Source organism: Cupriavidus sp. 86D6 (genome assembly GCF_057815095.1).
Genome location: NZ_JBYPSB010000004.1, coordinates 43309 through 65912, shown reverse-complemented (window position 1 = coordinate 65912; position 22604 = coordinate 43309). Strand labels below are relative to the sequence as shown.

The following is a 22604-nucleotide window of genomic DNA, read 5'->3' as shown; positions in this document are numbered from 1 at the left end:
CCGCGACCCAGGCGGCCCCGCCCATCTTCCCGGCATGATTACCTGGCTCGACCCGCAGGATCCGTTTCCGCCGGTCGAGCGCGCGCTCGGCCCCGCCAGCGACGCGCCCGGACTGCTCGCGGCCAGCCGCGACCTGACCCCGCAACGCCTGCTGCTGGCGTATCGCCAGGGCATCTTCCCGTGGTACTCCGAAGGCCAGCCCGTGCTGTGGTGGAGCACCGATCCGCGCATGGTACTGGTGCCGGCCGCGCTCAAGGTTTCGCCTTCGTTCCGCAAGACCCTCCGGCGCGTGCTGCGCGATCCCGACTGGGAAATCCGCGTCGACGACAACTTCACGGCGGTCATGCGCGCCTGCGCCATGACGCCGCGCGACGGCCAGCTCGGCACATGGATCACGAACGAGATCATCGCCGCGTACGCCGCCCTGCACCGGCTGGACCTGGCGCATTCCGTCGAGGCCTGGTACCGGGGCGAGCGCGTGGGCGGCCTGTATGGCGTGGCGCTGGGACGCATGTTCTACGGGGAATCGATGTTCGCGCATCGGACCGATGCCTCGAAGATCGCGCTGGCGGCACTCTGTGCCTTCCTGGAACGCCACGGCGTGGCCATGATCGATTGCCAGCAGGAAACCGACCACCTAGCATCGCTTGGCGCGGCGCCGATCCCGCGCGCCGACTTTATCGCGCATGTGCGGGCAGCGGCAGCCTCTGCCACGATCGAGCCATGGCATTTCGACAAGGGCGAACTGCGCCGCTGGACTGGCGCGACCGGTAACGGCGCCGCATGAGCCGTCACTTGCCGGCCTTTCCTTCGAGCCGGCCCAGACGGACGTTGATGCCGCCGACGTCCTTTTCCAGCCCGGCCAGGCGCTGATTGGTTTCATCGAGGCGCCGGTTCGTGGCGTCGATCTTGTCGCCGAGGCGGGCTTCCAGGCCCTTTAATCCCCCGGTCAGCTTGTTGTCCAGCCCCGCGACTTCCCCGCTGAGCTTTCCATCCAGCGCCACGATTTCCCCGCTGAGCTTTCCATCCAGCGCCACGATTTCCCCGCTGAGCTTCCTGTCCAGCCCCGCGATTTCTCCGCTGAGCTTCCTGTCCAGCCCCGCGACTTCCCCGCTGAGCTTCCTGTCCAGCGACGCGATTTCGCCACTGAGCCGCTTGTCCATTTGCGACATCGTGGACACGACGGCCCGAATCTCGGTTTTCAACATGTCGCCGTAGACCGTGCGCTGGTAATCGAGGATGCCGAACAATGCGGCAAGCAACCCGAGACCGACGCCAGCCACCGTAGCGATGTCCGCGTAGCGCGTCCACCGCCCGACCGGGTGGGCAGCGACCAGCGTCGCGCCGGACTGCGTCCTTGCCGAACCTTCCTCGAAGGGCATGGATGCCATGATGTGCTCCTGAAGTATCAGAGAGCCCATCGTAGAAAGCCGCCGCGCTGAAAACAATGCGAGGAATCTCAAAATGCTGGCCGCCCTGCCAATTCCGCTTGCAGACGTGCCCCAATGGGCTCTGATAGACTGCCACTCAGACCGGCAATGCCGGCGTCCGACGCGCCGCCCCCTCATTCGACGTCATGAGCAAGCTCAAGGAACTACCGCTCTCCGCGCTGCAGTTTTATGCGACGGCGCCGTACGCTTGCAGCTATCTGGAAGGCCGCATGGCCCGCTCGCAGGTGGCCACCCCCGCCCACCTGATCAACGCCGATGTCTACTCGCGGCTGGTGCGGGCGGGGTTTCGCCGCAGCGGCATCTTCACATACCGTCCCTACTGCGACGAATGCCGCGCCTGCACGCCGTGCCGGGTGCTGGTGGACCAGTTCGAGCCCGACCGCAGCCAGCGTCGCGCGTGGAAGCAGCACCAGGGCCTGCAGGCGCTGGTGGCGCCGCTGACCTACGTGGAAGAACACTACGCGCTGTACCTGCTCTACCAGTCGATGCGCCATGCGGGCGGCGGCATGGACCAGGACAGCCGCGACCAGTACGAGCAGTTCCTGCTGCAAAGCCGTGTCAATTCCCGGCTGGTGGAGTTCCGCGAGCCGGCTGGTTCGCCCGAGGCAGGCAAGCTGCGCATGGTAAGCATGATCGATGTGCTCGACGATGGACTGTCGTCGGTCTACACGTTCTACGACCCGCTGGTGACCGGCACCAGCTATGGCACCTACAACATCCTCTGGCAGATCAATGAGACCCGCGAGCTGGGCCTGCCGCATCTGTACCTGGGATACTGGATTGCGGACAGCCGCAAGATGGCCTACAAGGCGCGCTTCCAGCCGCTGCAGGTCCTGACCGGCAACCAGTGGCACGCGTTCAAGGGCACGCCCGCCTCGCCGGAGCCGCCATCGTCGGCCAATCCCGGCCCGGCACAGGAATAAGCGCCCGAGCCGGCCGGAATTGGCAGCAAATGCGGCCTGAACGGCTACAATGCCGCCCTGATTCCGACTCCTCTCCGGCTCCGGCCGCGCCCATCCGTGCTCAACGCGCTCTATCCCCTGTTTCGCCCCGCCCTGTTCTCCATGGACGCGGAGGATGCCCACCATTTCACGCTGAACAACCTGATGCGCGCCAAGCGCATGGGCCTGGCCGGCTGCATCGGCAACAGCATCGCCGACGACCCGCGCACCGTGATGGGCGTGCGCTTTCCGAACCCGGTGGGCCTGGCCGCGGGGCTGGACAAGGACGGGGCCTATATCGACGGGCTGGCCGCGTTCGGCTTTGGCTTTATCGAAGTGGGCACCGTCACGCCGCGCGCCCAGGCCGGCAATCCGCGTCCGCGCATGTTCCGCCTGCCCCAGGCCGATGCGCTGATCAACCGCATGGGCTTCAACAATGGCGGCGTGGATGCGTTCATCCGCAACGTGCAGGCGTCTCGCTGGAAGGCCGAAGGCGGCGTGCTGGGCCTGAACATCGGCAAGAACGCCGATACGCCGATCGAACGCGCGGCCGACGACTACCTGTACTGCCTGGAGCGCGTCTATCCGCACGCCAGCTACGTGACGGTGAACATTTCGTCGCCCAACACCAAGAACCTGCGCCAGCTGCAGGGCGCCAGCGAGCTGGACGGCCTGCTGTCCACGCTCAAGGCGGCCCAGCAGCGCCTGGCCGACCAGCACAAGCGGTACGTGCCGGTGGCGCTGAAGATCGCGCCCGATCTCGATGACGACCAGATCCGCAATATCGGCGATGCCCTGGTCCGCCACGGTATCGACGGCGTGATCGCCACCAACACCACCATCTCGCGCGACGCCGTCCAGGGCCTGCCCCATGCCGACGAAGCCGGAGGCCTGTCCGGCCGTCCTGTCTTCGAGGCATCGACGCGCGTGGTACGTGAACTGCGCCGCGTCGTTGGCAATGATCTGCCAATTATTGGCGTGGGCGGCATCTTCGACGGCGCCGGCGCGCGCGCCAAAATCGATGCCGGCGCGCAACTGGTACAGGTCTACAGCGGCTTGATTTACCGCGGCCCGACGCTGGTCCGCGACTGCGCCGCCGCCCTGCGCCGGTAGGCTGCGAACGGTATCGCGGGGGCGTCCGCCCCGTGTCGGTCATCGGGCGCATTCACGCGAAAAATGGCAATCTCGCGCAATATCTTGCGGCACACCCTTCTTTGGAAGGTGTTTTTCGGCAGGATATGGCGCGATGCAGCACCAAAAGCGAACCCAGCAGGGGCCGAAAATGGTATGCTCGCAGGCTTCGCGCCGTCGTATCCGATGAGATCACGCGCGTGCCCGTACCTGCCGCCGGGCGCGCCGCGTCCGCATATGGACCGCCGGGCAGCCCCGCAGACGCCCTTTCGGCCTGCCGGCGCCCGTCAGGACGGCTGTCGTACCGTTTGCGGCTGACTGACTGAAAAGCACCGAACCTTCGGGGGAGAACAATTACATGCTGCGTTTCAAGGCATCCACCACCCAGTCCATCCTCGGCAGCGCAGTGGCGCTGGCCCTGCTCTACGGCGGCGCCGTGCAGGCCCAGACGGCCACCGTGAAGGTCCTGTCGATCGTGGACCATCCCGCGCTCGACGCCATCCGCGATGGCGTGCGCGAAGAGCTGAAGACTGCCGGCTACGACGCCGACAAGAACCTGAAGTGGGAATACCAGAGCGCCCAGGGCAACACGGGCACCGCCGCCCAGATCGCCCGCAAGTTCGTGGGCGACCAGCCGAGCGCGATCGTGGCCATCGCCACGCCGTCGGCCCAGGCCGTGGTAGCCGCCACCAAGACCGTGCCCGTGGTGTACTCGGGCGTGACCGATCCGGTGGCCGCGCAACTGGTGAAGAGCTGGGGCGCGACGGGCACCAACGTGACCGGCGTGTCGGACAAGCTGGCGCTGGACAAGCAGGTGTCGCTGATCAAGCGCGTGGTGCCCAAGGCCAAGACCGTCGGCATGGTCTACAACCCCGGTGAAGCCAACTCGGTGGTGGTGGTCAAGGAACTGAAGGATCTGCTGGCCAAGCAGGGCATGTCGCTGAAGGAAGCCGCCGCACCGCGCACGGTGGATATCGGCCCGGCCGCCAAGAGCCTGATCGGCAAGGTCGACGTGATCTATACGAACACCGACAACAACGTGGTGTCGGCCTACGAATCGCTGGTCAAGGTGGCCAACGAATCGAAGATTCCGCTGGTGGCTTCCGATACCGACAGCGTCAAGCGTGGCGCCATCGCCGCGCTGGGCATCAACTACGGCGATCTCGGCCATCAGACCGGCAAGGTCGTGGTACGCATCCTGAAGGGCGAGAAGCCGGGCGCGATTGCCTCGCAGACGTCGGACAACCTCGAGTTGTTCGTGAACACGGGCGCCGCCGAGAAGCAGGGCGTCACGCTGTCGCCGGACCTGGTCAAGGAAGCCAAGACCGTCATCAAGTAATACCGCCGATGCCGCGCGCCCTACCCTGTGGCGCGCGGTGCGAAGCGCCCCCAATGGCCCTATCCGGGCCAGCCGGACGGCCTGCAAAGGATTTCCCCCATGTCCCTCTTTTCCCTGCTGGGCGCCCTGGAGATCGGCCTGATCTTCAGCCTCGTGGCGCTCGGGGTGCTGATCTCGTTCCGCATCCTCAATTTTCCCGATCTGACCGTTGACGGCAGCTTTCCGCTCGGTGGCGCCGTCGCCGCCACGCTGATCTCCGCCGGACAGGACCCGTTCATTGCCACGGTGGTCGCCATCGTGGCCGGCGCCATGGCCGGCTGGATCACCGGCTGGCTCAACGTGCGCCTGAAGATCATGGACCTGCTGGCCAGTATCCTGATGATGATCGCGCTGTACTCGGTCAACCTGCGCATCATGGGCCGCCCCAATGTGCCGCTGATCACCGAGCCGACGATCTTCACGATCCTGCAGCCCGAATGGATGCCCGACTACGTGCTGCGCCCGCTGGTGCTGTTCGTGGTGGTGGTCATCGCCAAGCTCGCGCTGGACTGGTTCTTCTCGTCGCAGCTTGGCCTGGCCATGCGTGCCACCGGCGCCAATCCGCGCATGGCGCGCGCCCAGGGCGTGCCTACCGGCCGCGCCACGCTGGCCGGCATGGCGCTGTCGAATGCGCTGGTGGCCCTGGCCGGTGCCTTGTTCGCCCAGACGCAGGGCGGATCGGACATCTCGATGGGTATCGGCACGATCGTGATCGGCCTGGCCGCGGTGATCATCGGCGAAACCATCATCCCGGCGCGACGCCTGGTCTACGTGACGCTGGCCGTGGTGGTGGGCGCCATCCTGTACCGCTTCTTCATCGCGCTGGCGCTCAATTCCGAGTTCATCGGCCTCAAGGCACAGGATCTGAACCTGGTGACCGCTGCGCTGGTGACGCTGGCGCTGGTGCTGCCGGCCACGCGCAAGAAGCTGTTCGCCCGCAAGAACGGAGGTGCCTGAGATGCTGCGCGCTGAAAACCTGAAGCTCACCTTCAACCCGGGCACGCCGATCGAAAACCGGGCCCTGCGCGGCCTGAGCCTGGAAATCCCGGCCGGCCAGTTCGTGGCCGTGATCGGGTCCAACGGTGCCGGCAAGTCGACCTTCCTGAACGCCGTCAGCGGCGACACGATGGTCGATAGCGGCCGCATCATGATCGACGACACCGACGTCACGCGCCAGCCCGCCTGGGATCGCGCACACCTGGTGGCCCGCGTGTTCCAGGACCCGATGGCCGGTACCTGCGAGGCGCTGACGATCGAGGAAAACATGGCGCTGGCCATGGCACGTGGCTCGCGCCGCGGTTTCCGTCCGGCACTGAACAAGGCGTCGCGCGAACAATTTCGCAACAAGCTGCGCCTGCTGAACCTGGGCCTGGAAAACCGCCTGACCGACCGCATCGGGCTGCTGTCGGGCGGCCAGCGCCAGGCGGTGAGCCTGCTGATGGCATCGCTGCAGCCCTCGCGCATCCTGCTGCTCGATGAGCACACAGCGGCGCTGGACCCCAAGACGGCCGCATTCGTGCTGGAACTGACCGCGCGCATCGTCGAGGAAAGCAGGCTGACGACGATGATGGTCACCCACTCGATGCGCCAGGCGCTGGACTACGGCCAGCGCACCGTGATGCTGCACCAGGGCCAGGTGGTGCTCGATGTGTCGGGCGACCAGCGCAAGGGCCTGGATGTGCCCGACCTGCTCAAGATGTTCGAGCAGACGCGGCATGAGCAACTCGACGACGACGCGCTGCTGCTGGGGTGAGCCAGCCTCCCCTCTCCCGCATGCGTGAGAGGGGACGTGCACTCAGCCATTCAAACCGTCGCGGCCTTGTCCAGCCAGCGTTGGAGCTGATCGGTCACCGCCGTGCTCGAAAACGAACAGCTGTCCTGCGCGAAGACCGCCGCCATCTCCATGCGACGTAGCAATTCCTCCATGGCTTGCCCGAACACGGGCGGCAGCGTCAGCGACGGCGCCGCAGCGCGCCACCGGGCGATCAGCTCACCGGCCGGCAGCGTGCCGGCCAGATGGGCCTCCAGAGCCTGACGCATGACGGCCAGCGTTTCCTGATTGGCGCTCATGAACGCGCCCTCCTTTCCTTGTATAGCTCGCGGAACGTGCGGCCGCTCGGGGCTGGCATGTCGCGTGTTTCGGTCCAGCCCTTGCCTGCCATTGGCAGACTGGCAATCAGCTTGCTGCGGCCGCCCATGCGTGACAGCATACGCGCACCCATGCGGGTGACAAAGGCGTACAGGTCCGGGCGCCGGGCCACATAGCCCCAGACCTGCAGCGCCACACGCTCCTGCCACGGGCGCAGGTGGCGCTCCATCTGCTTCTCGCGCAGCTTGCGCAGCAGGTCGGACAGCGGAATCGATGCAGGGCACACCCGGTTGCATTCGCCACACAGCGTGGCGGCCTGCGGCAGGTCCACCGCATTGGCCAGGCCGACATAGCTCGGCGTCAGCACGCTGCCCATCGGGCCGGGATAGACCCAGCCGTACGCATGGCCGCCAATCTTCTGGTACACGGGGCAGTGGTTCATGCAGGCGCCGCAACGGATGCAGCGCAGCATCTCCTGGAATTCGCCGCCGATCAGCCCGCTACGGCCGCCATCGACCAGCACGAAGTACATATGCTCGGGGCCATCGCGCTCGCCCTCGGCACGCGGCCCCGTCAGCATCGAAAAGTAGTTCGAGATCGCCTGGCCCGTGGCCGAGCGCGGCAGCAGCCGCATCACGGTGGCCAGGTCTTCCAGCGTTGGCAATACCTTCTCGATACCCGTCACGGCCACGTGCACGCGCGGCATGATGGTGCACATGCCCTCGTTGCCTTCGTTCGTGACCACGGCCACCGAGCCGGTCTCGGCGATGATGAAATTGCCGCCCGTCACGCCCATGTCGGCGGACAGGAACTCGGGCCGCAGCACTTCGCGCGCCTCGCGCGTCATTTCGGGAATGTCGGTCAGGCGCGGCTTGTTGTGGACCTTGGCGAACAGGTCGGCAATCTCGTCCTTGTCCTTGTGGATCACCGGCGCAATGATGTGCGACGGCGGCTCGGCATCGTTGATCTGCAGGATGTACTCGCCCAGATCGGTCTCGATGCTCTGCACGCCCATCTCGCCCAGCACCTGGTTCAGGCGCATTTCCTCGGTCACCATCGACTTGCTCTTGATGACCTTCTTCACGCCGTGCTTCTGGGCGATCTCGGCGACCAGCCTGGCGGCGTCGGCCGTGGTCTCGGCAAACAGCACCGTGGCGCCACGTTTAGTCGCATTTTCTTCAAAAGTCGCGAGCCAGACGTCGAGATTTTCGAGGGCGCGGTTGCGGCGCTCTTTCAGCGCGGCCCGCGTGGCATCGAAGTCGATGTCGAGAATGGCGTCGGCACGGGCCGTCACGAACTTTGTCGACAGCTTCTTGAGGTTCTGCTGCAGGCGCTGATCGGCCAGCTTCTGCCCGGCGCGCGCCTTGAATTCCATGCTGTGCACTTGCATCGTGGGGGCTCTCCTGAAATTTCGCGCTGTCAGGCGTCAGGCGTCGCCAGCCAGCACCTGCGCGATATGAAGCACGCGCGTCTGTGCATCGCCCGAGCGGCGCAGCCGGCCTTCGATATTGAGCATGCAGCCCAGGTCGCCCAGCACCACCGCGTCGGCGCCGCTGGCCTTGATGTTGGCGCATTTCTCGTCGACGATCGCCGTGGAGATGTTGCCGTACTTGACCGAGAAGGTACCGCCAAACCCGCAGCAGGCCTCGCAGTCCTTCATCTCGGTCAACTGCACGTTCGGCAGCTTGCCCAGCAAGGCGCGCGGCTGCTGCTTGACGCCCAGTTCGCGCAGGCCCGAGCACGAATCGTGATAGGTAACGTGGCCGGCAAAGGCGGAATCGAGCTTGTCGAGCTTCGCCACGTTGACCAGGAAATCGGTCAGTTCGAACACGCGTTCGCGCAGCCGCTCGTAGCGGCCGTTCAACTCGGGATCGTCGCGCAGCAGGTCGTGGTAGTGGTGGCGGATCATGCCGCCGCAGGAGCCGGACGGCACCACCACGTAGTCGAACATCTCGAATTCACGCAGGAATTTCTCGGCCAGATCCCGCGATACGGCGCGCTCGCCCGAGTTGTACGCGGGCTGCCCGCAGCAGGTCTGCGCCTCGGGCACCATCACCTCGTAGCCGGCCGATTCCAGCAGCTTCAGCACCGAAAACCCGATTTCCGGGCGCATGAGGTCCACCAGACAGGTGGCGAACAGTCCGATTCGCATGGTTTTTTCTTTATCCAGACCCGGAAACCCCGTGATTATGCCCCTTTGCCCTGCCGCTGCGGGCATCCGGCGCCGCAATCCTGTTCATCTGGCGATGCAAAGCGGCTCATCCCACGCCAGGCGCCCGGACGCCTCAATCGAGGGAAATCTCGAAAATCACGTTTCACCTGTTGAAATTTTCACGATGCGAGATAGAATCAGGCAAACGCTTAATTTGCCGCACGGCAACATTTTTCCACATGGCAGAAGCAGACAAGTCACCCGGCAAGACCTCGATCCAGGTGATCGAGCGCATGATGACGCTGCTGGACGCGCTCGCCCAGCACGCGGACCCCGTCAGCCTGAAAGAGCTGTCGCTGGCCACCGGCCTGCACCCGTCCACCGCGCACCGCATCCTGAACGACATGGTGGCGTGCCGCTTTGTCGACCGGTCCGATCCCGGCAGCTACCGGCTTGGCATGCGGCTGCTGGAGCTGGGCAACCTGGTCAAGGCACGGCTTTCGGTACGTGATGCGGCGCTGGCGCCGATGCGCGCGCTGCACCGCGTGACGGGGCAGACCGTGAACCTGTCGGTGCGCCAGGGCGACGAGATCGTCTACATCGAACGCGCCTACAGCGAACGCTCCGGCATGCAGGTCGTGCGCGCGATCGGTGGCCGCGCCCCGCTGCACCTGACATCGGTAGGCAAGCTGTTCCTGGCCGCCGACGAAGCCACGCGGGTGCGCACCTATGCCACGCGCACCGGCCTGGCTGGCCATACGCGCACTTCGATCACGGAGCTGGCCAAGCTCGAACGCGAACTGAGCTGGGTGCGCTCGAACGGCTATGCGCGTGACAACGAGGAACTGGAACTGGGCGTGCGCTGCATTGCCGCGGGCATCTATGACGATTCCCGCCGGCTCGTCGCCGGCCTGTCGCTGTCGGCCCCGGCCGATCGGCTGCAGGACAGCTGGCTGCAGAATCTCAAGGAGACCGCGCTGCAGATTTCGCGCGGCATGGGCTACGTGCCCGAGCCCGCCGCCTGACCTGCACCGCCATCGTCGGCCAGACGGCCACGTGGGCCACGTCGGCCTGGCAAAAAAGAACGCGCCGGGGGTCTGAACCCCACGGCGCGTTTTCCATGGCGCAATGGCTACCGTTCAGGTGCCATGCGACTGCTGCGATACCAGGACCGCCGCAGGGGATCTAGGACCCTGCGTAAGATTGGGCGTTGACGGGAAAGGGCGCTGCTGGCCCCCTGCCGACGGAGGTTGGTGCTCAAGCCAGTTGCGCACGCGCGTGGCGTCGGCAAAGCGCGACAGCTTGCCCACCGAATCCAGGAACACCATCACCACGTTGCGATCGTTCACACGGGTCTGCATGACCAGGCACTGGCCGGCTTCGGAGATATACCCGGTCTTCTGCAGGCCGATATCCCAGCTGCCGCCACGGACGAGACGGTTGGTGCTGACATAGTGCATCGTCCGGCCCGACACGCTGACCTCGTGCTCCGGCTGCGTCGAGAATTCGCGGATGGTCGGGTTGCGGTAAGCGGCGTTGACCAGGCGGGCCAGGTCCATCGCGCTCGACACATTGCTGCTGGACAGGCCGCTGGAATCGACGAAGTGACTGTCGTTCATGCCCAGTTCGCGCGCCTTCTTGTTCATCGCCCCGACGAAGGCCGGCAGGCCGCCCGGGTAGCTGCGGCCCAGCACCGACGCGGCGCGGTTTTCCGAAGACATCAGCGCCAGCAGCAGCATCTCGTGGCGCGTCAGCGTCGTGCCGAAGCGCAGGCGCGAGCTGCTGTGCTTCTCGTTGTCGCGGTCGTCCTCGGTCACCGTCAGCATTTCATCCATCGGCAGGTGCGAATCCATCACCACCAGCGCGGTCATCAGCTTGGTGATCGAGGCAATCGGCAGCACCGCGGTCGGATTTTTCTGGAACAGCACCTCGTTGGTGTTCTGGTCCATGACCAGCGCCACCGACGAACGCAGCGACAGCGCGTCCTCGGTATCGCGCAGGCCCATCGCCTCGCCCAACGACGGTTTGGCCGGCACGAACGCGGCGCGCACCGGCGCCGCACGGCTGGCCACCACGGTGCGCTTGCCGTTCCTGACGACAATCACCTTTCGGGGAGACGCCTCCGCCTTCGCAGAAGCCACCTTTTTGATGGGTTTTGCGGACTTTTCGGTCTTTTTGGAGGAAGTTTTCGTCGCAGTCGACTTCGTCGATGCGTACGCTGCCGGCGCGGCCAGCAGGGCAACGGACACCAGCGCCGAAGTGGCGATAGCGGTCAGTTGGGGAAGGCCAAAGAGTCGGGACATGAAGGAATCGGTCCGGAACATGATCTGTTCAGCGCGAATACGGAATGGCGCTAGTGTAGGAAATTAAGAAATTCTTAGCAAGATTAATGACTTACAGCGGCTCTTTAAAGCTTCATTCGCAAACATTTCCGCATTGCGGTAAAAGAGCCAGATAAATCACATCACTGCTAACGCAAATACAACAGTTTTTGACTTGCTGCGTCTCAGGCGTCACGCCGTCGTCGTCGGCCACGGGGCACGTCAAGACGCCTTGTATCGTGCCGGCTCCTGTCGATAACGGTCTGCATGGCGGAATCCTGATATCTGTCAGGGCAATTCAGGAGAGGAAACGCACGAACCCACTGACCGGTTCACGTTCGGTTGTCAATTGATTGGCTGTCGCCCCCGGGTCTGCATACCCCAGCGACATGCCGCACACCACCATTTCCTCCTCGGTCAGCAACAGGTGCTGCTTGATGATTGCGTGGAACTGCGTGAACGCCGCCTGGGGGCAGGTATCGAGCCCGCGTGCGCGCGCAGCCACCATGATGCTTTGCAGGAACATGCCGTAATCAAGCCAGCTGCCCTGCTCCATGATCCGGTCGATCGTGAAAATCAGGCCGACCGGCGCATCGAAGAAGCGGAAGTTGCGGGCGTGCTGCTCGTGCATGCGCGCCTTGTCCTCGCGCTTGATCTCCAGCAGGCTGTACAGATCCCAGCCGACCTTGCGGCGGCGCGACAGGTACGGGTCGACCCACTCGCGCGGATAGTATGGATATTCTTCGCGGTACTTGGCGTCGCGCTCGGGGTCGTCGTAAGCGGCCAGCACATCTGCGCAGAAGCGCGCCTTGGCATCGCCCGCCAGTACGTAGACCTTCCAGGGCTGCGTATTCGTGCCCGACGGCGCCCGACTGGCGACCGCAAGAATGTCCTCGATGGTCTCGCGCGGCACCGGTGTATCCAGGAACGCGCGAACCGAACGGCGTGTCGTGATGGCGCGATCTACAATCGCGGCGTCATCTGCGTGCGACATGCTCTGGGGTCTCCTCAAGTCTTGTTCATTCTGGCTGGCCAACGGCCAGCGCCTGCAATGCCTGGCGCAGCGCCGGCGGCAACGCCACCGGCCTGCGCGTTTCGCGATCCACGTACACGTGCACGAAATGCCCCTGCGCCGCCGCCACATCCTCATCGTTGCGGAACAGCCCCACTTCGTAGCGCACGCTGGAATTGCCCAGCTTCGCCACGCGCAGGCCCGCCATAACCGTGTCGGGAAAGCTCAGCGACGAGAAGTAGTTGCACTGCGTTTCGATGACGAGGCCAATCGTCGCACCGGCTTCGATGTCGAGCACGCCTTCCCGGATCAGGTACGCATTCACGACGGTATCAAAGTAACTGTAGTAGACAACGTTGTTCACGTGGCCATACACATCGTTATCCATCCAACGCGTCGTGATGGGCTGGAAGTGCGCGTACGCACGACGGCGATCGGGTTCAGGCTTCATCGGAATCGGTTCGGGACATCGTTGAGCGAAACGGGATCAGCGCCGTAACAGCCACATGCAAGGACCGTATGAGCGCACGGTATGTCACAAGGTTCCAAATTTTTTACGATGCAACGAAGCGCGTCATGCGGCCGCTGCCGACATGGGCGACGCAAGACCGGCATCCCCTGCGCCGTACCGGGTGTGACAGGCCGCTGCCAGCGCGACGGTTTGCGTGTGCACAGCCACGGTGTTTTCGATCTGGTTGCCATAGCCGCCCGCCATCGCGACGGCGATCGGCAGCCGCTGCGACAAGGCAAAGTCGAACACCATGCTGTCGCGCCGGGCCAGGCCTGCCATTGTCAGCCGCAGGCGTCCCAGCCGGTCGTCTTCATGCGGATCGGCACCAGCCAGGTAGATCAGCAGATCGGGAGCAAAGCGCGCCTGCAGCGTTTCGAGCGCACCGGCCAGCGCTGCGGCATAGGTGTCGTCGTCGCAGCCATCGGGCAGCCCGACATCGAGATCGCTGGCTTCCTTGCGGAACGGGTAGTTCTTCTCGCCGTGGAGCGACAGCGTGAACACCGTCGGGTCGTCGCGCAGGATCGACGCCGTGCCGTTGCCCTGGTGGACATCGAGATCGATCACGGCCACGCGCCGCACCTGGCCATCGCACTGCAACTGGCGCGCGGCGATGGCAGCGTCGTTGAACACGCAGAAGCCACCCCCCTTGTCGGCGTAGGCGTGGTGCGTGCCGCCAGCCAGGTTGACCGCGATGCCCTGCGTCAGCGCGGTGCGGCACGCAGCAATCGTGGCGCCGGCGGACCGGCGCGAACGCTCCACCATGTCGTGCGACCAGGGGAAGCCAATTTCGCGCTGCCGCGCCGGGTCCAGCCGCCCTGCCGACACATCGGCGATGTAGTCGGCCGAATGGGCCAGCGCCAAGGCATCGTCATCCGCGCGCGGTGCTTCATGCAGTTCAAGCCCCGGCACCTGGCGCACCACGGCATCGCGCAGCATGCTGTACTTGCGCATGGGAAAGCGATGCCCAGGGGGCAACGGCAGGACGAAGTGGTCGGCGTAGAAGGCAAACATCTGGGCGCTTGGGGGTCGGGGCGCTGGAGGCATGGTCGACAAGTGACGCGTTGCAGTCATTTCCCGACCGGACAGTCAGCGATGGTAGCACCGTCTCCAGCGCCCGGCCCGTGCCGATGACGCAGGCGTGTGAAACGCCCGTTTTTCTCGCATCGCACCACCTCCGCGACATCCTTCCGGATCGGGAAAAACCCTTATCCATGGCGGGATAGTGGCCCGCGATGCCCTTCCCTGGCGCATTCCGCCAGTATTTTTGGTGCGCCGCACAAAAACCGCTTGACACCCAATCTGTCTTGCTTAGAATTGGAATTGTTGCGGCGCATCAAAGACCGAAAGAATCTCGGAAAACGCCGACAGACATACGAAGGTACGCTCGGGCTGGCCAGACACTGAAGTCATGGCTCTGACATCTGGGCGGCTTAATTTTACTTTTGCTTGACCTTGAAGTTCACCACTGGAGACCAGCAATGATCCTGACCCCGGAACAAGTTGCAGCTGCACAAAAAGCCAACCTCGAGACCCTGTTCGGTCTGACCTCGAAGGCCTTCGAAGGCGTCGAGAAGCTCGTTGAGCTGAACCTGCAAGTGGTCAAGGCCACGTTCGCCGAGAACGTCGACAACGCCAAGAAGGCCCTTGGCGCCAAGGATGCACAGGAACTGCTGGCCATCCAGGCTTCGCTGGTGCAGCCGGTTGCCGAAAAGACCCTGGCCTACACCCGTCACCTGTACGAAATCGCTTCGGAAACCCAAAGCGAGTTCACGAAGGTTGCCGAAGCCCAGCTGGCCGAAGGCACGAAGAACGTGCAGACCCTGGTCGACAACTTCGCCAAGAATGCCCCGGCCGGTTCGGAATCGACCGTTGCCATCGTGAAGTCGGCCATCTCGGCTGCCAACAACGCCTACGAATCGGTCCAGAAGGCCACCAAGCAGGCTGTTGAAATGGCCGAAAGCAACTTCCAGGCTGCTGCAACCGCCGCGACCAAGGCTGCCCAGCAAGCCAGCGCCACGGCCCGCACCGCCGCCAAGAAGCCGACGGCTGCTGCCTAAGCACCGTAGCTCCAGCGTACCGGCTTCGGCCGGTCCGTTGGCAAAGCATCCTCGCTTTGCGCCTCCAGCATGGGTGCTTTGCCAACGGCAAGCGTAGACAAGACGCGGTGCCATCGCCCCCCGCACCGTCTATCGCCCTGTACCGATGTCTCCTCGGTACCGATTCCAAAAGGTATCGTGCGGCCCGGCCCTGCAAGCAGGTAGCCGGGCGTTTTTTTGCCCGCTCGCTGCCGCAAGGATGGCTTGGCGGTTAATTGAATAATCAGGCAAAAAAAAGAAACCCGCCGATGGGCGGGCTTCTTCGGTGCGGGCAAGGCCGATCAACGCTTGCGCGGCGGCGGCACGTCCGTGCAGACGCCTTCGTAGATCTCGGCGGCCATGCCGATCGATTCGCCCAACGTCGGGTGCGGGTGGATCGTCTTGCCGATATCCACGGCATCGGCGCCCATCTCGATGGCCAGGCACACTTCGCTGATCAGGTCGCCCGCATGGGTGCCGACGATGCCGCCACCGATGATGCGATGGGTTTCCTCGTCGAAAATCAGCTTGGTGAAGCCCTCGTCACGCCCATTGGCGATGGCACGGCCCGACGCGGCCCACGGGAACACGCCCTTGCCGTACTTGATGCCCTGCGCCTTGCACTGGTCTTCGGTCAGGCCGGCCCAGGCCACTTCCGGATCGGTATAGGCCACCGATGGAATCTGCTTGACGTCGAAGTATGCCTTCTCGCCATGGGCCGCCTCGGCGGCCACGTGCGCCTCGTGCACGGCCTTGTGCGCCAGCATCGGCTGGCCAACGATGTCGCCAATCGCGAAGATGTGCGGCACATTGGTACGCAGCTGCTTGTCGACGTCGATGAAGCCACGGTCGGTCACGGCCACGCCTGCCTTCTCGGCGCCAATCTTCTTGCCGTTCGGCGTCCGGCCCACCGACACCAGCACGGCGTCGTAGCGCACCGGTTCGGCCGGGGCACCCTCGCCTTCGAACTTGACGTAGATGCCGTCCGGCCTGGCTTCCACGCCGACCGTCTTGGTCTTCAGCATCACGTTGTCGAAGCGATGCTTGTTCATCTTGTCCCAGACCTTGACCAGGTCGCGGTCGGCGCCCTGCATCAGCCCGTCGAGCATTTCCACCACGTCGATGCGCGCGCCCAGCGTGCTGTAGACGGTGGCCATTTCCAGGCCGATGATGCCGCCGCCGATCACGAGCATCTTGTTCGGGATGTCGCGCAGTTCCAGCGCGCCGGTCGAATCGAAGATACGCGGGTCTTCGGGGATGAACGGCAGCTTCACGGCCTGGCTGCCGGCCGCGATGATCGCCTTCTCGAAGCGGATCACGGTCTTCTTGCCCGTGGTGGCCTTGGCGTCACCTTCGGTTTCCTGCACTTCGAGGTGATGCGGGTCCAGGAACGTGCCGATACCACGCACCACCTGAACCTTGCGCGACTTGGCCATGCCGGCCAGCCCGCCGGTCAGCTTGCTGACCACCGATTCCTTGTAGTGCCGCAGGCCATCCAGGTCGATCTTGGCTTCGCCGAACAGGATGCCGTGCGCGGCCAGGGCCTTGGCCTCGTCGATCACGGCCGCGTTGTGCAGCAGTGCCTTCGACGGGATGCAGCCCACGTTCAGGCAGACGCCGCCCAGCGAGCCGTAACGCTCGACCAGCACCGTGTTCATGCCCAGATCGGCCGAACGGAAGGCGGCCGAGTAGCCGCCGGGGCCGGCGCCCAGCACCAGCATGTCGCACTGGATGTCGGCGCTGCCGCTGTGTTTGGCGGCCGTGGGGGCTGCCGCCGGCGCAGCGGCCGCAGCGGGGGCCGGGGCAGGTGCCGCGGCGGGTGCCGGCGCCGGGGCGGCGGCCGCGCCGCCTTCCACCGTGCAGATCACCGTGCCCTTGGCCACCTTGTCGCCCACCTTCACCTTGACGTCCACCACCTTGCCGGCGGCCGACGACGGCACTTCCATGCTGGCCTTGTCGCTTTCCAGCACGATCAGCGACTGCTCTTCCTCGACCGTGTCGCCGGCCTTGACCAGCACCTCGATCACTTCCACCGCGTCGAAATCGCCGATATCCGGCACCTTGACTTCGATCACACTCATGCTTTTCCTCCTGGGATGCGCGCCCTGCCCGCTCCGGGCTCAGGCCGCGTCGTCTTTGTTGGTTGCCGCGCCGCCGGGCTGCTGGGGCGTCTCATGGGGTGCCGCAAGAATCTTCACCGTGTGCACGTCGATCGGGCCAGCCGAGCTCTTGTCGAATTCGATTCCCGCGTCGACCCCGATCCGCGCAATATCGCCGGCGCCCAGTTCGGGCCGGTCGTACACCGCGTGCATGGCCCCGAGCGCATAGTTGCGGCCCGAGCCGATGCCCCAGAAACGGTCGAACGAAAACACCTCGCGGTAGGAATACACGCCAAAGATCCCGCCCGGATTTGCGATCAGGCAAACGATCTGCGATGACTCGTAAGGGTCGTCCTCGTCTTCCTTGGTGTTGATGAAGTACTCGTTCTTGAGCTTTTCATGCACCTTGAGGAAGGTCCGGAACACGTCGTCGCGGGTCATCAGGCGGCATTCGTCGCCCATGCCCGTCAACAGCGCGCGCATGACCGGGAAATGCGCGGTGGTGCCCGCCAGCGCGACGAAACTCTCGCCCACGGGAATCACCTTCTGGTTGCGCTCGTAGGCACGCGACAGCCGCGTATCGCCGAACGTCACCAGCGCATCGGCCGCGATCGCCACCTCGTCACCCTTGCGTACGACAACGCAGGTAGTCATGGCTCGCCCCTTTGAATCTGTGCGGACAATCCCGCCGGACCCGCCGGCGGGTTGCTTCGGTACTTAGAGAAGGATCCGGCGGAAATCCGCCAGCAGTGCCGCAAAGTACGTATTGAAGCGCGCGGCCTCGGCGCCGTCGATCACGCGGTGATCCCACGACAGCGACAGCGGCAGCGTCAGGCGCGGCGCGAACTGCTTGCCGTCCCAGACCGGCTTCATGTACGACTTGCACACGCCCATGATGGCCACTTCCGGCGCGTTGATGATCGGCGTGAAGTAGGTGCCGCCAATGCCACCCAGCGACGAGATCGAGAAGCAGCCGCCCTGCATCTGGTCCGGCTTCAGCTTGCCGTCGCGCGCCAGCTTGGCCAGCTCGCCCATTTCCTGGCTGATCTCGATCACGCCCTTCTTGTCGGCGTCCTTGATCACCGGCACGACCAGGCCGTTCGGCGTGTCGGCGGCGAAACCGATGTTGAAGTACTTCTTCAGCACCAGGTTGTCGCCGTCCAGCGATGCGTTGAAGTTCGGGAACTTCTTCAGCGCCGCCACGGTGGCCTTGATCATGAACGCGAGCATCGTGACCTTGATGCCAGCCTTCTCGTTTTCCTTGTTCAGCTGCACGCGGAACGCTTCCAGGTCCGTGATATCCGCCTCGTCGCAGTTCGTGACGTGGGGGATCATCACCCAGTTGCGGTGCAGGTTGGCGCCCGAGATCTTCTTGATGCGCGACAGCGGCTTCGATTCCACTTCGCCGAAGCGCGTGAAATCGACCTTCGGCCACGGCAGCAGGTCCAGGCCGACGCCGGAGCCGCCGCCGGCAGCCACCGCCGGGGCAGCGGTCTGGCCCGACATCACGCCCTTGACGAAGGTCTGCACGTCCTGCTGGGTGATACGGCCCTTCGGACCGGTGCCCGGTACGCGTGCCACGTCCACACCCAGTTCACGTGCGAACTTGCGCACGGACGGGCTGGCGTGGGCGGCCTTGCCGGTCACGCCCTGGGCCGGCGCAGCGGCCGGGGCCGGGGCCGGGGCCGGAGCGGGGGCGGCGGCAGCCGGCGCGGGTGCCGGTGCAGCCGCAGCCGGGGCGGCAGCGGGTGCTGCGGCCGGCGCCGGGGCTGCGGCGGCGCCGCCAGCAGCTTCCAGGATCAGGATCAGCGTGCCTTCGGACACGTTGTCGCCCACCTTGACCTTGACTTCCTTGACGGTGCCACCCTGCGGGGCCGGCACGTCCATCGTGGCCTTGTCGGACTCCAGCGTCACCAGTGCGTCTTCGGCGTTGATCTGGTCGCCCGGCTTCACGTGCACTTCGATGACGGGAACGGCGTCGTAGTCGCCGATGTCCGGCACCTTGACCTCGACCGTGCCACCGCCAGCCGGCGCGGCTGCGGGAGCGGGAGCAGGCGCCGGGGCCGCGGCGGCAGGCGCCGGGGCGGCGGCCGGAGCCGGAGCAGGCGCCGCTGCGGCGGCGCCGGCAGGCTCCAGCATGACCAGGACGGTGCCCTCGGCCACGTTGTCGCCCACCTTGATCTTGACTTCCTTGACCGTGCCGGCCTGCGGCGACGGTACGTCCATCGTGGCCTTGTCCGATTCCAGCGTGACCAGCGCGTCTTCCGCGTTGATCTGGTCGCCCGGCTTCACATGCACTTCGATGACGGGAACGGCGTCGTAGTCGCCGATGTCCGGCACCTTGATTTCAATCGCTTGACTCATTCAGTGTCTCTCCTGGGCAGCCGGCACCCTGGTTCGTTACGGTCAACACGACAAACGCAATCGGCGAGGTTACTCTCGCCGCACGCATCTGTCACGCTGCCGCGCATCACCGGCGCCGCGGGGCACCGCCGGGCCAGCCGGGGGCGCCCGCGGCGCGGCGGGTGGCCGCGCTGCGGGGGTTCAGTCGTGCAAGTCCGGGGAATCAGACCGACATCGGGTTCGGCTTGTTCGGGTCGAGGTTGTACTTCTTGATGGCTTCCGCCACCTTTTCGTGACCGATCGCACCTTCGTCAGCCAGCGCCTTCAGCGCGGCCACCGTCACCCAGTTGCGGTCCACTTCGAAGAAGTGACGCAGCTTCTCGCGGGTATCCGAGCGGCCGAAGCCGTCGGTGCCCAGCACCACGTAGCGGCGCGGCACGAACGGACGGATCTGCTCGGCGAACGCGCGGATGTAGTCGGTCGATGCGATGACCGGGCCACGCACGCCCTTCAGCTTCTGGGCCACGAACGACTCGCGCGGCGCTTCCGTCGGATGCAGCAGGTTGTGGCGCTCCACGGCCTGGCCTTCGCGGGCCAGTTCGGTGAAGCTCGGGCAGCTCCAGATGTCCGATTCCACGCCCCAGTCCTTCTTGAGCATGTCGGCGGCGGCGATCACCTCGCGGAAGATCGTGCCCGAACCCAGCAGCTGCACGCGCGGCGCATTGCTGTTTTCCACGCCCTTGCGGAACTGATACATGCCCTTGACGATGTCCTTTTCCACGCCAGCCGGCATTTCCGGATGTTCGTAGTTCTCGTTCATCACCGTCAGGTAGTAATACACGTCTTCCTGTTCGGCATACATGCGACGCAGGCCGTCCTGCATGATCACGGCCAGTTCGTACTGGAACGTCGGGTCGTACGAGATGCAGTTCGGGATCACGGCATGGAACACGTGCGAGTGGCCGTCCTCGTGCTGCAGGCCTTCGCCGTTCAGCGTGGTCCGGCCCGACGTGCCGCCCAGCAGGAAACCGCGCGAGCGCATGTCGGCCGCGGCCCAGCACAGGTCGCCGATACGCTGGATTCCGAACATCGAGTAGTAGATGTAGAACGGGATCATCTGCACGCCGTGCGTCGAATACGACGTGGCGGCGGCGATCCAGTCGCACATGGCGCCGGCTTCGTTGATGCCTTCCTGCAGCACCTGGCCAGTCTGCGATTCCTTGTAGAACATCAGCTGGTCATGGTCTTCCGGCACGTACTTCTGGCCTTCCTGGTTCCAGATCCCTACCTGGCGGAACAGGCCTTCCATGCCGAACGTGCGCGATTCGTCCGGCACGATGGGCACCACGTGCTTGCCGATCTGCTTGTCCTTGAGCAGCGTGTTCAGGATCCGTACGAAGGCCATCGTGGTGGACACTTCGCGGCCTTCGCCGGTGGCCTTCAGCAGCGCGTCGAACGCCGACAGTTCGGGCACCTTCAGCGCGTCGGCCTTCTGGCGGCGGGCCGGCAGATAGCCGCCCAGGTTCATGCGCGCCTGGCGCATGTATTCCAGTTCCTTCGAGCCTTCCTCGAAGGTCAGGTACGGGACTTCCTCCAGCTTGTCGTCCGGCACCGGGATGTTGAACTGGTCGCGGAACGCGCGGATGGCGTCCACCGGCATCTTCTTCTGCTGGTGGGCCACGTTCATGGCCTGGCCGGCATCGCCCATGCCATAGCCCTTGATGGTCTTGGCCAGGATCAGCGTCGGCTGGCCCTTGTGCTCGCTGGCCGCCTTGTAGGCCGCGTACACCTTGTGCGGATCATGGCCGCCACGGTTCAGGCGCCAGATGTCGTCGTCGGACCAGTCGGCCACCATGGCCTTCAGTTCCGGCGTGTTGAAGAAGTGCTCGCGCACGTACGCGCCGTCCTTGGCCTTGAACGTCTGGTACTCGCCATCCACGCAGTCCATCATGCGCTTCATCAGCAGGCCCTTGGTGTCGCGCTGCAGCAGCTGGTCCCAGCGGCTGCCCCACACCACCTTGATCACGTTCCAGCCCGAACCGCGGAATTCCGATTCCAGTTCCTGGATGATCTTGCCGTTGCCGCGCACCGGGCCGTCCAGGCGTTGCAGGTTGCAGTTGATCACGAAGACCAGGTTGTCCAGCTTTTCACGGCCGGCCATGCCGATCGCGCCCAGCGACTCCGGCTCGTCGGTCTCGCCGTCGCCCAGGAAGGCCCAGACCTTGCGGCCTTCGGTGTTCACCAGGCCACGGCTGCCCAGGTACTTCATGAAGCGGGCCTGGTAGATGGCCATGATCGGGCCGAGGCCCATCGACACGGTCGGGAACTGCCAGAAATCCGGCATCAGCCACGGGTGCGGGTACGACGAGATGCCCTTGCCGTCCACTTCCTGGCGGAAGTTGTCGAGCTGTTCGACCGTCAGGCGGCCCAGCAGGAAGGCGCGCGAGTACACGCCCGGAGCCGAGTGGCCCTGCACGAAGACCAGGTCGCCGCCGCTCTGTTCCGACGGGGCGCGCCAGAAGTGGTTGTAGCCCACGTCATAGAGCGTGGCCGCCGAGGCGAACGACGAGATATGGCCGCCGACGTTGGTGTTCTTGTTGGCGCGCAGCACCATGGCCATCGCGTTCCAGCGCGTGTACGAGCGGATGCGGTGCTCGATGTCCTGGTCGCCCGGAATGCGTGCCTGCTGCTCCACCGGAATGGTGTTGATATACGGCGTTTCGGCGTGGAACGGCTGCGTCACGCCGTTCACGCGTGCGTATTCGATCTGCTTGTCGATCAGGAAGGCGGCGCGGTCGGAGCCTTCCGCGTTCAGGACGCCCTGCAGGGCGTCAAGCCATTCATGCGTTTCCTGGGGATCTGCGTCGTTGGCGCTGCTGGCGCCGAGGATCTGCTCTGGTACAGCGGACATGACTGTCTCCTGGGTAAATTCCTGCCCCGGCGCCCGCCCGGTATGGCGGATCTCGGTTGGCCGGTCTGACGGTGTTGACGTCGCAGCGGAGCCCTTGCCGCATGGCCCTGGCATCGGTTCACTGGCCAGGACCGGGATCTTTCGCATCGGGTCGCGTCGCCCGGATCCTCATCGGCTCAAGCACATGGCT

At 65.0% G+C, this 22604-nt stretch carries 20 protein-coding genes; 8 read left to right on the top strand and 12 right to left on the bottom strand.

Features of this window, described 5'->3' with window-relative positions:
- Window positions 1–34 precede the first annotated feature (34 nt).
- The gene (gene aat, locus AC3G88_RS11445; protein WP_488772870.1) at window positions 35–787 is read left to right on the top strand and encodes a leucyl/phenylalanyl-tRNA--protein transferase; all 753 of its coding nucleotides are present in this window, start codon (window positions 35–37) and stop codon (window positions 785–787) included.
- Window positions 788–791: 4 nt separating this feature from the next.
- Here aat and AC3G88_RS11440 read toward each other — a convergent pair whose 3' ends face one another.
- Window positions 792–1391 carry a hypothetical protein gene (locus AC3G88_RS11440; RefSeq protein ID WP_488772869.1) on the bottom strand — a complete coding sequence of 200 codons (600 nt, stop codon included), beginning with the start codon at window positions 1389–1391 and terminating at the stop codon, window positions 792–794.
- 185 nt (window positions 1392–1576) lie between these two features.
- Here AC3G88_RS11440 and AC3G88_RS11435 point away from each other — a divergent pair, with 185 nt between their 5' ends.
- The 5 genes from AC3G88_RS11435 to AC3G88_RS11415 all read left to right on the top strand — a co-directional run bounded on the left by AC3G88_RS11435 (window position 1577) and on the right by AC3G88_RS11415 (window position 6654).
- Window positions 1577–2374 carry an arginyltransferase gene (locus AC3G88_RS11435; protein WP_488893400.1) on the top strand — a complete coding sequence of 266 codons (798 nt, stop codon included), beginning with the start codon at window positions 1577–1579 and terminating at the stop codon, window positions 2372–2374.
- A 96-nt stretch (window positions 2375–2470) separates the two neighbouring features.
- Complete coding sequence (locus tag AC3G88_RS11430) at window positions 2471–3505, top strand: quinone-dependent dihydroorotate dehydrogenase (RefSeq protein ID WP_488772867.1); 1035 nt, start codon at window positions 2471–2473, stop codon at window positions 3503–3505.
- A 376-nt stretch (window positions 3506–3881) separates the two neighbouring features.
- Window positions 3882–4862 (top strand): ABC transporter substrate-binding protein, encoded by a 981-nt coding sequence (locus AC3G88_RS11425; protein ID WP_488772866.1) that lies wholly within the window; start codon window positions 3882–3884, stop codon window positions 4860–4862.
- Window positions 4863–4961: 99 nt separating this feature from the next.
- Complete coding sequence (locus AC3G88_RS11420) at window positions 4962–5858, top strand: ABC transporter permease (protein WP_029051252.1); 897 nt, start codon at window positions 4962–4964, stop codon at window positions 5856–5858.
- 1 nt (window position 5859) lies between these two features.
- Complete coding sequence (locus AC3G88_RS11415; protein WP_488893399.1) at window positions 5860–6654, top strand: ABC transporter ATP-binding protein; 795 nt, start codon at window positions 5860–5862, stop codon at window positions 6652–6654.
- Window positions 6655–6704: 50 nt separating this feature from the next.
- On the opposite strand, the gene AC3G88_RS11410 is transcribed toward AC3G88_RS11415, so the two are convergent.
- From AC3G88_RS11410 to AC3G88_RS11400, 3 genes are read right to left on the bottom strand one after another with little or no spacing between them, the layout of a single operon-like run.
- The gene (locus tag AC3G88_RS11410) at window positions 6705–6971 is read right to left on the bottom strand and encodes a hypothetical protein (RefSeq protein ID WP_153948090.1); all 267 of its coding nucleotides are present in this window, start codon (window positions 6969–6971) and stop codon (window positions 6705–6707) included.
- Complete coding sequence (locus tag AC3G88_RS11405; protein ID WP_488772865.1) at window positions 6968–8380, bottom strand: LutB/LldF family L-lactate oxidation iron-sulfur protein; 1413 nt, start codon at window positions 8378–8380, stop codon at window positions 6968–6970. The genes AC3G88_RS11410 and AC3G88_RS11405 overlap by 4 nt, the downstream gene beginning before the upstream one ends.
- Window positions 8381–8416: 36 nt before the next feature.
- Complete coding sequence (locus tag AC3G88_RS11400; protein ID WP_488772864.1) at window positions 8417–9142, bottom strand: (Fe-S)-binding protein; 726 nt, start codon at window positions 9140–9142, stop codon at window positions 8417–8419.
- Window positions 9143–9381: 239 nt separating this feature from the next.
- Between AC3G88_RS11400 and AC3G88_RS11395 the strand changes: the two genes are divergently transcribed.
- Window positions 9382–10167 carry an IclR family transcriptional regulator gene (locus AC3G88_RS11395; RefSeq protein WP_153948087.1) on the top strand — a complete coding sequence of 262 codons (786 nt, stop codon included), beginning with the start codon at window positions 9382–9384 and terminating at the stop codon, window positions 10165–10167.
- Between the two features lie 114 nt (window positions 10168–10281).
- On the opposite strand, the gene pbpG is transcribed toward AC3G88_RS11395, so the two are convergent.
- The 4 genes from pbpG to AC3G88_RS11375 form a co-directional block, all read right to left on the bottom strand.
- Window positions 10282–11466, bottom strand: a complete 1185-nt coding sequence (pbpG, locus tag AC3G88_RS11390; RefSeq protein WP_488772863.1) for a D-alanyl-D-alanine endopeptidase — start codon at window positions 11464–11466, stop codon at window positions 10282–10284.
- Between the two features lie 295 nt (window positions 11467–11761).
- A complete protein-coding gene (locus AC3G88_RS11385) occupies window positions 11762–12457 on the bottom strand; it encodes a nitroreductase (RefSeq protein WP_153948085.1) in 696 nt (231 codons plus the stop codon).
- Between the two features lie 25 nt (window positions 12458–12482).
- Window positions 12483–12926 (bottom strand): acyl-CoA thioesterase, encoded by a 444-nt coding sequence (locus tag AC3G88_RS11380; RefSeq protein ID WP_488772862.1) that lies wholly within the window; start codon window positions 12924–12926, stop codon window positions 12483–12485.
- Window positions 12927–13049: 123 nt separating this feature from the next.
- Complete coding sequence (locus AC3G88_RS11375) at window positions 13050–13997, bottom strand: histone deacetylase family protein (protein ID WP_488772861.1); 948 nt, start codon at window positions 13995–13997, stop codon at window positions 13050–13052.
- A 467-nt stretch (window positions 13998–14464) separates the two neighbouring features.
- Between AC3G88_RS11375 and phaP1 the strand changes: the two genes are divergently transcribed.
- Window positions 14465–15043 (top strand): TIGR01841 family phasin PhaP1, encoded by a 579-nt coding sequence (gene phaP1, locus AC3G88_RS11370; protein WP_400392899.1) that lies wholly within the window; start codon window positions 14465–14467, stop codon window positions 15041–15043.
- 320 nt (window positions 15044–15363) lie between these two features.
- Here phaP1 and lpdA read toward each other — a convergent pair whose 3' ends face one another.
- The 4 genes from lpdA to aceE all read right to left on the bottom strand — a co-directional run bounded on the left by lpdA (window position 15364) and on the right by aceE (window position 22414).
- Window positions 15364–17142: a dihydrolipoyl dehydrogenase gene (lpdA, locus tag AC3G88_RS11365; protein WP_488772860.1), complete on the bottom strand. Its 1779-nt coding sequence runs from the start codon at window positions 17140–17142 to the stop codon at window positions 15364–15366.
- Window positions 17143–17181: 39 nt separating this feature from the next.
- Window positions 17182–17814 carry an Ntn hydrolase family protein gene (locus tag AC3G88_RS11360; RefSeq protein WP_228770958.1) on the bottom strand — a complete coding sequence of 211 codons (633 nt, stop codon included), beginning with the start codon at window positions 17812–17814 and terminating at the stop codon, window positions 17182–17184.
- Window positions 17815–17877: 63 nt separating this feature from the next.
- Window positions 17878–19524, bottom strand: a complete 1647-nt coding sequence (gene aceF / locus AC3G88_RS11355; RefSeq protein WP_488893398.1) for a dihydrolipoyllysine-residue acetyltransferase — start codon at window positions 19522–19524, stop codon at window positions 17878–17880.
- A 202-nt stretch (window positions 19525–19726) separates the two neighbouring features.
- Window positions 19727–22414 carry a pyruvate dehydrogenase (acetyl-transferring), homodimeric type gene (aceE, locus tag AC3G88_RS11350; RefSeq protein WP_488772858.1) on the bottom strand — a complete coding sequence of 896 codons (2688 nt, stop codon included), beginning with the start codon at window positions 22412–22414 and terminating at the stop codon, window positions 19727–19729.
- Between the last annotated feature and the right edge of the window lie 190 nt (window positions 22415–22604).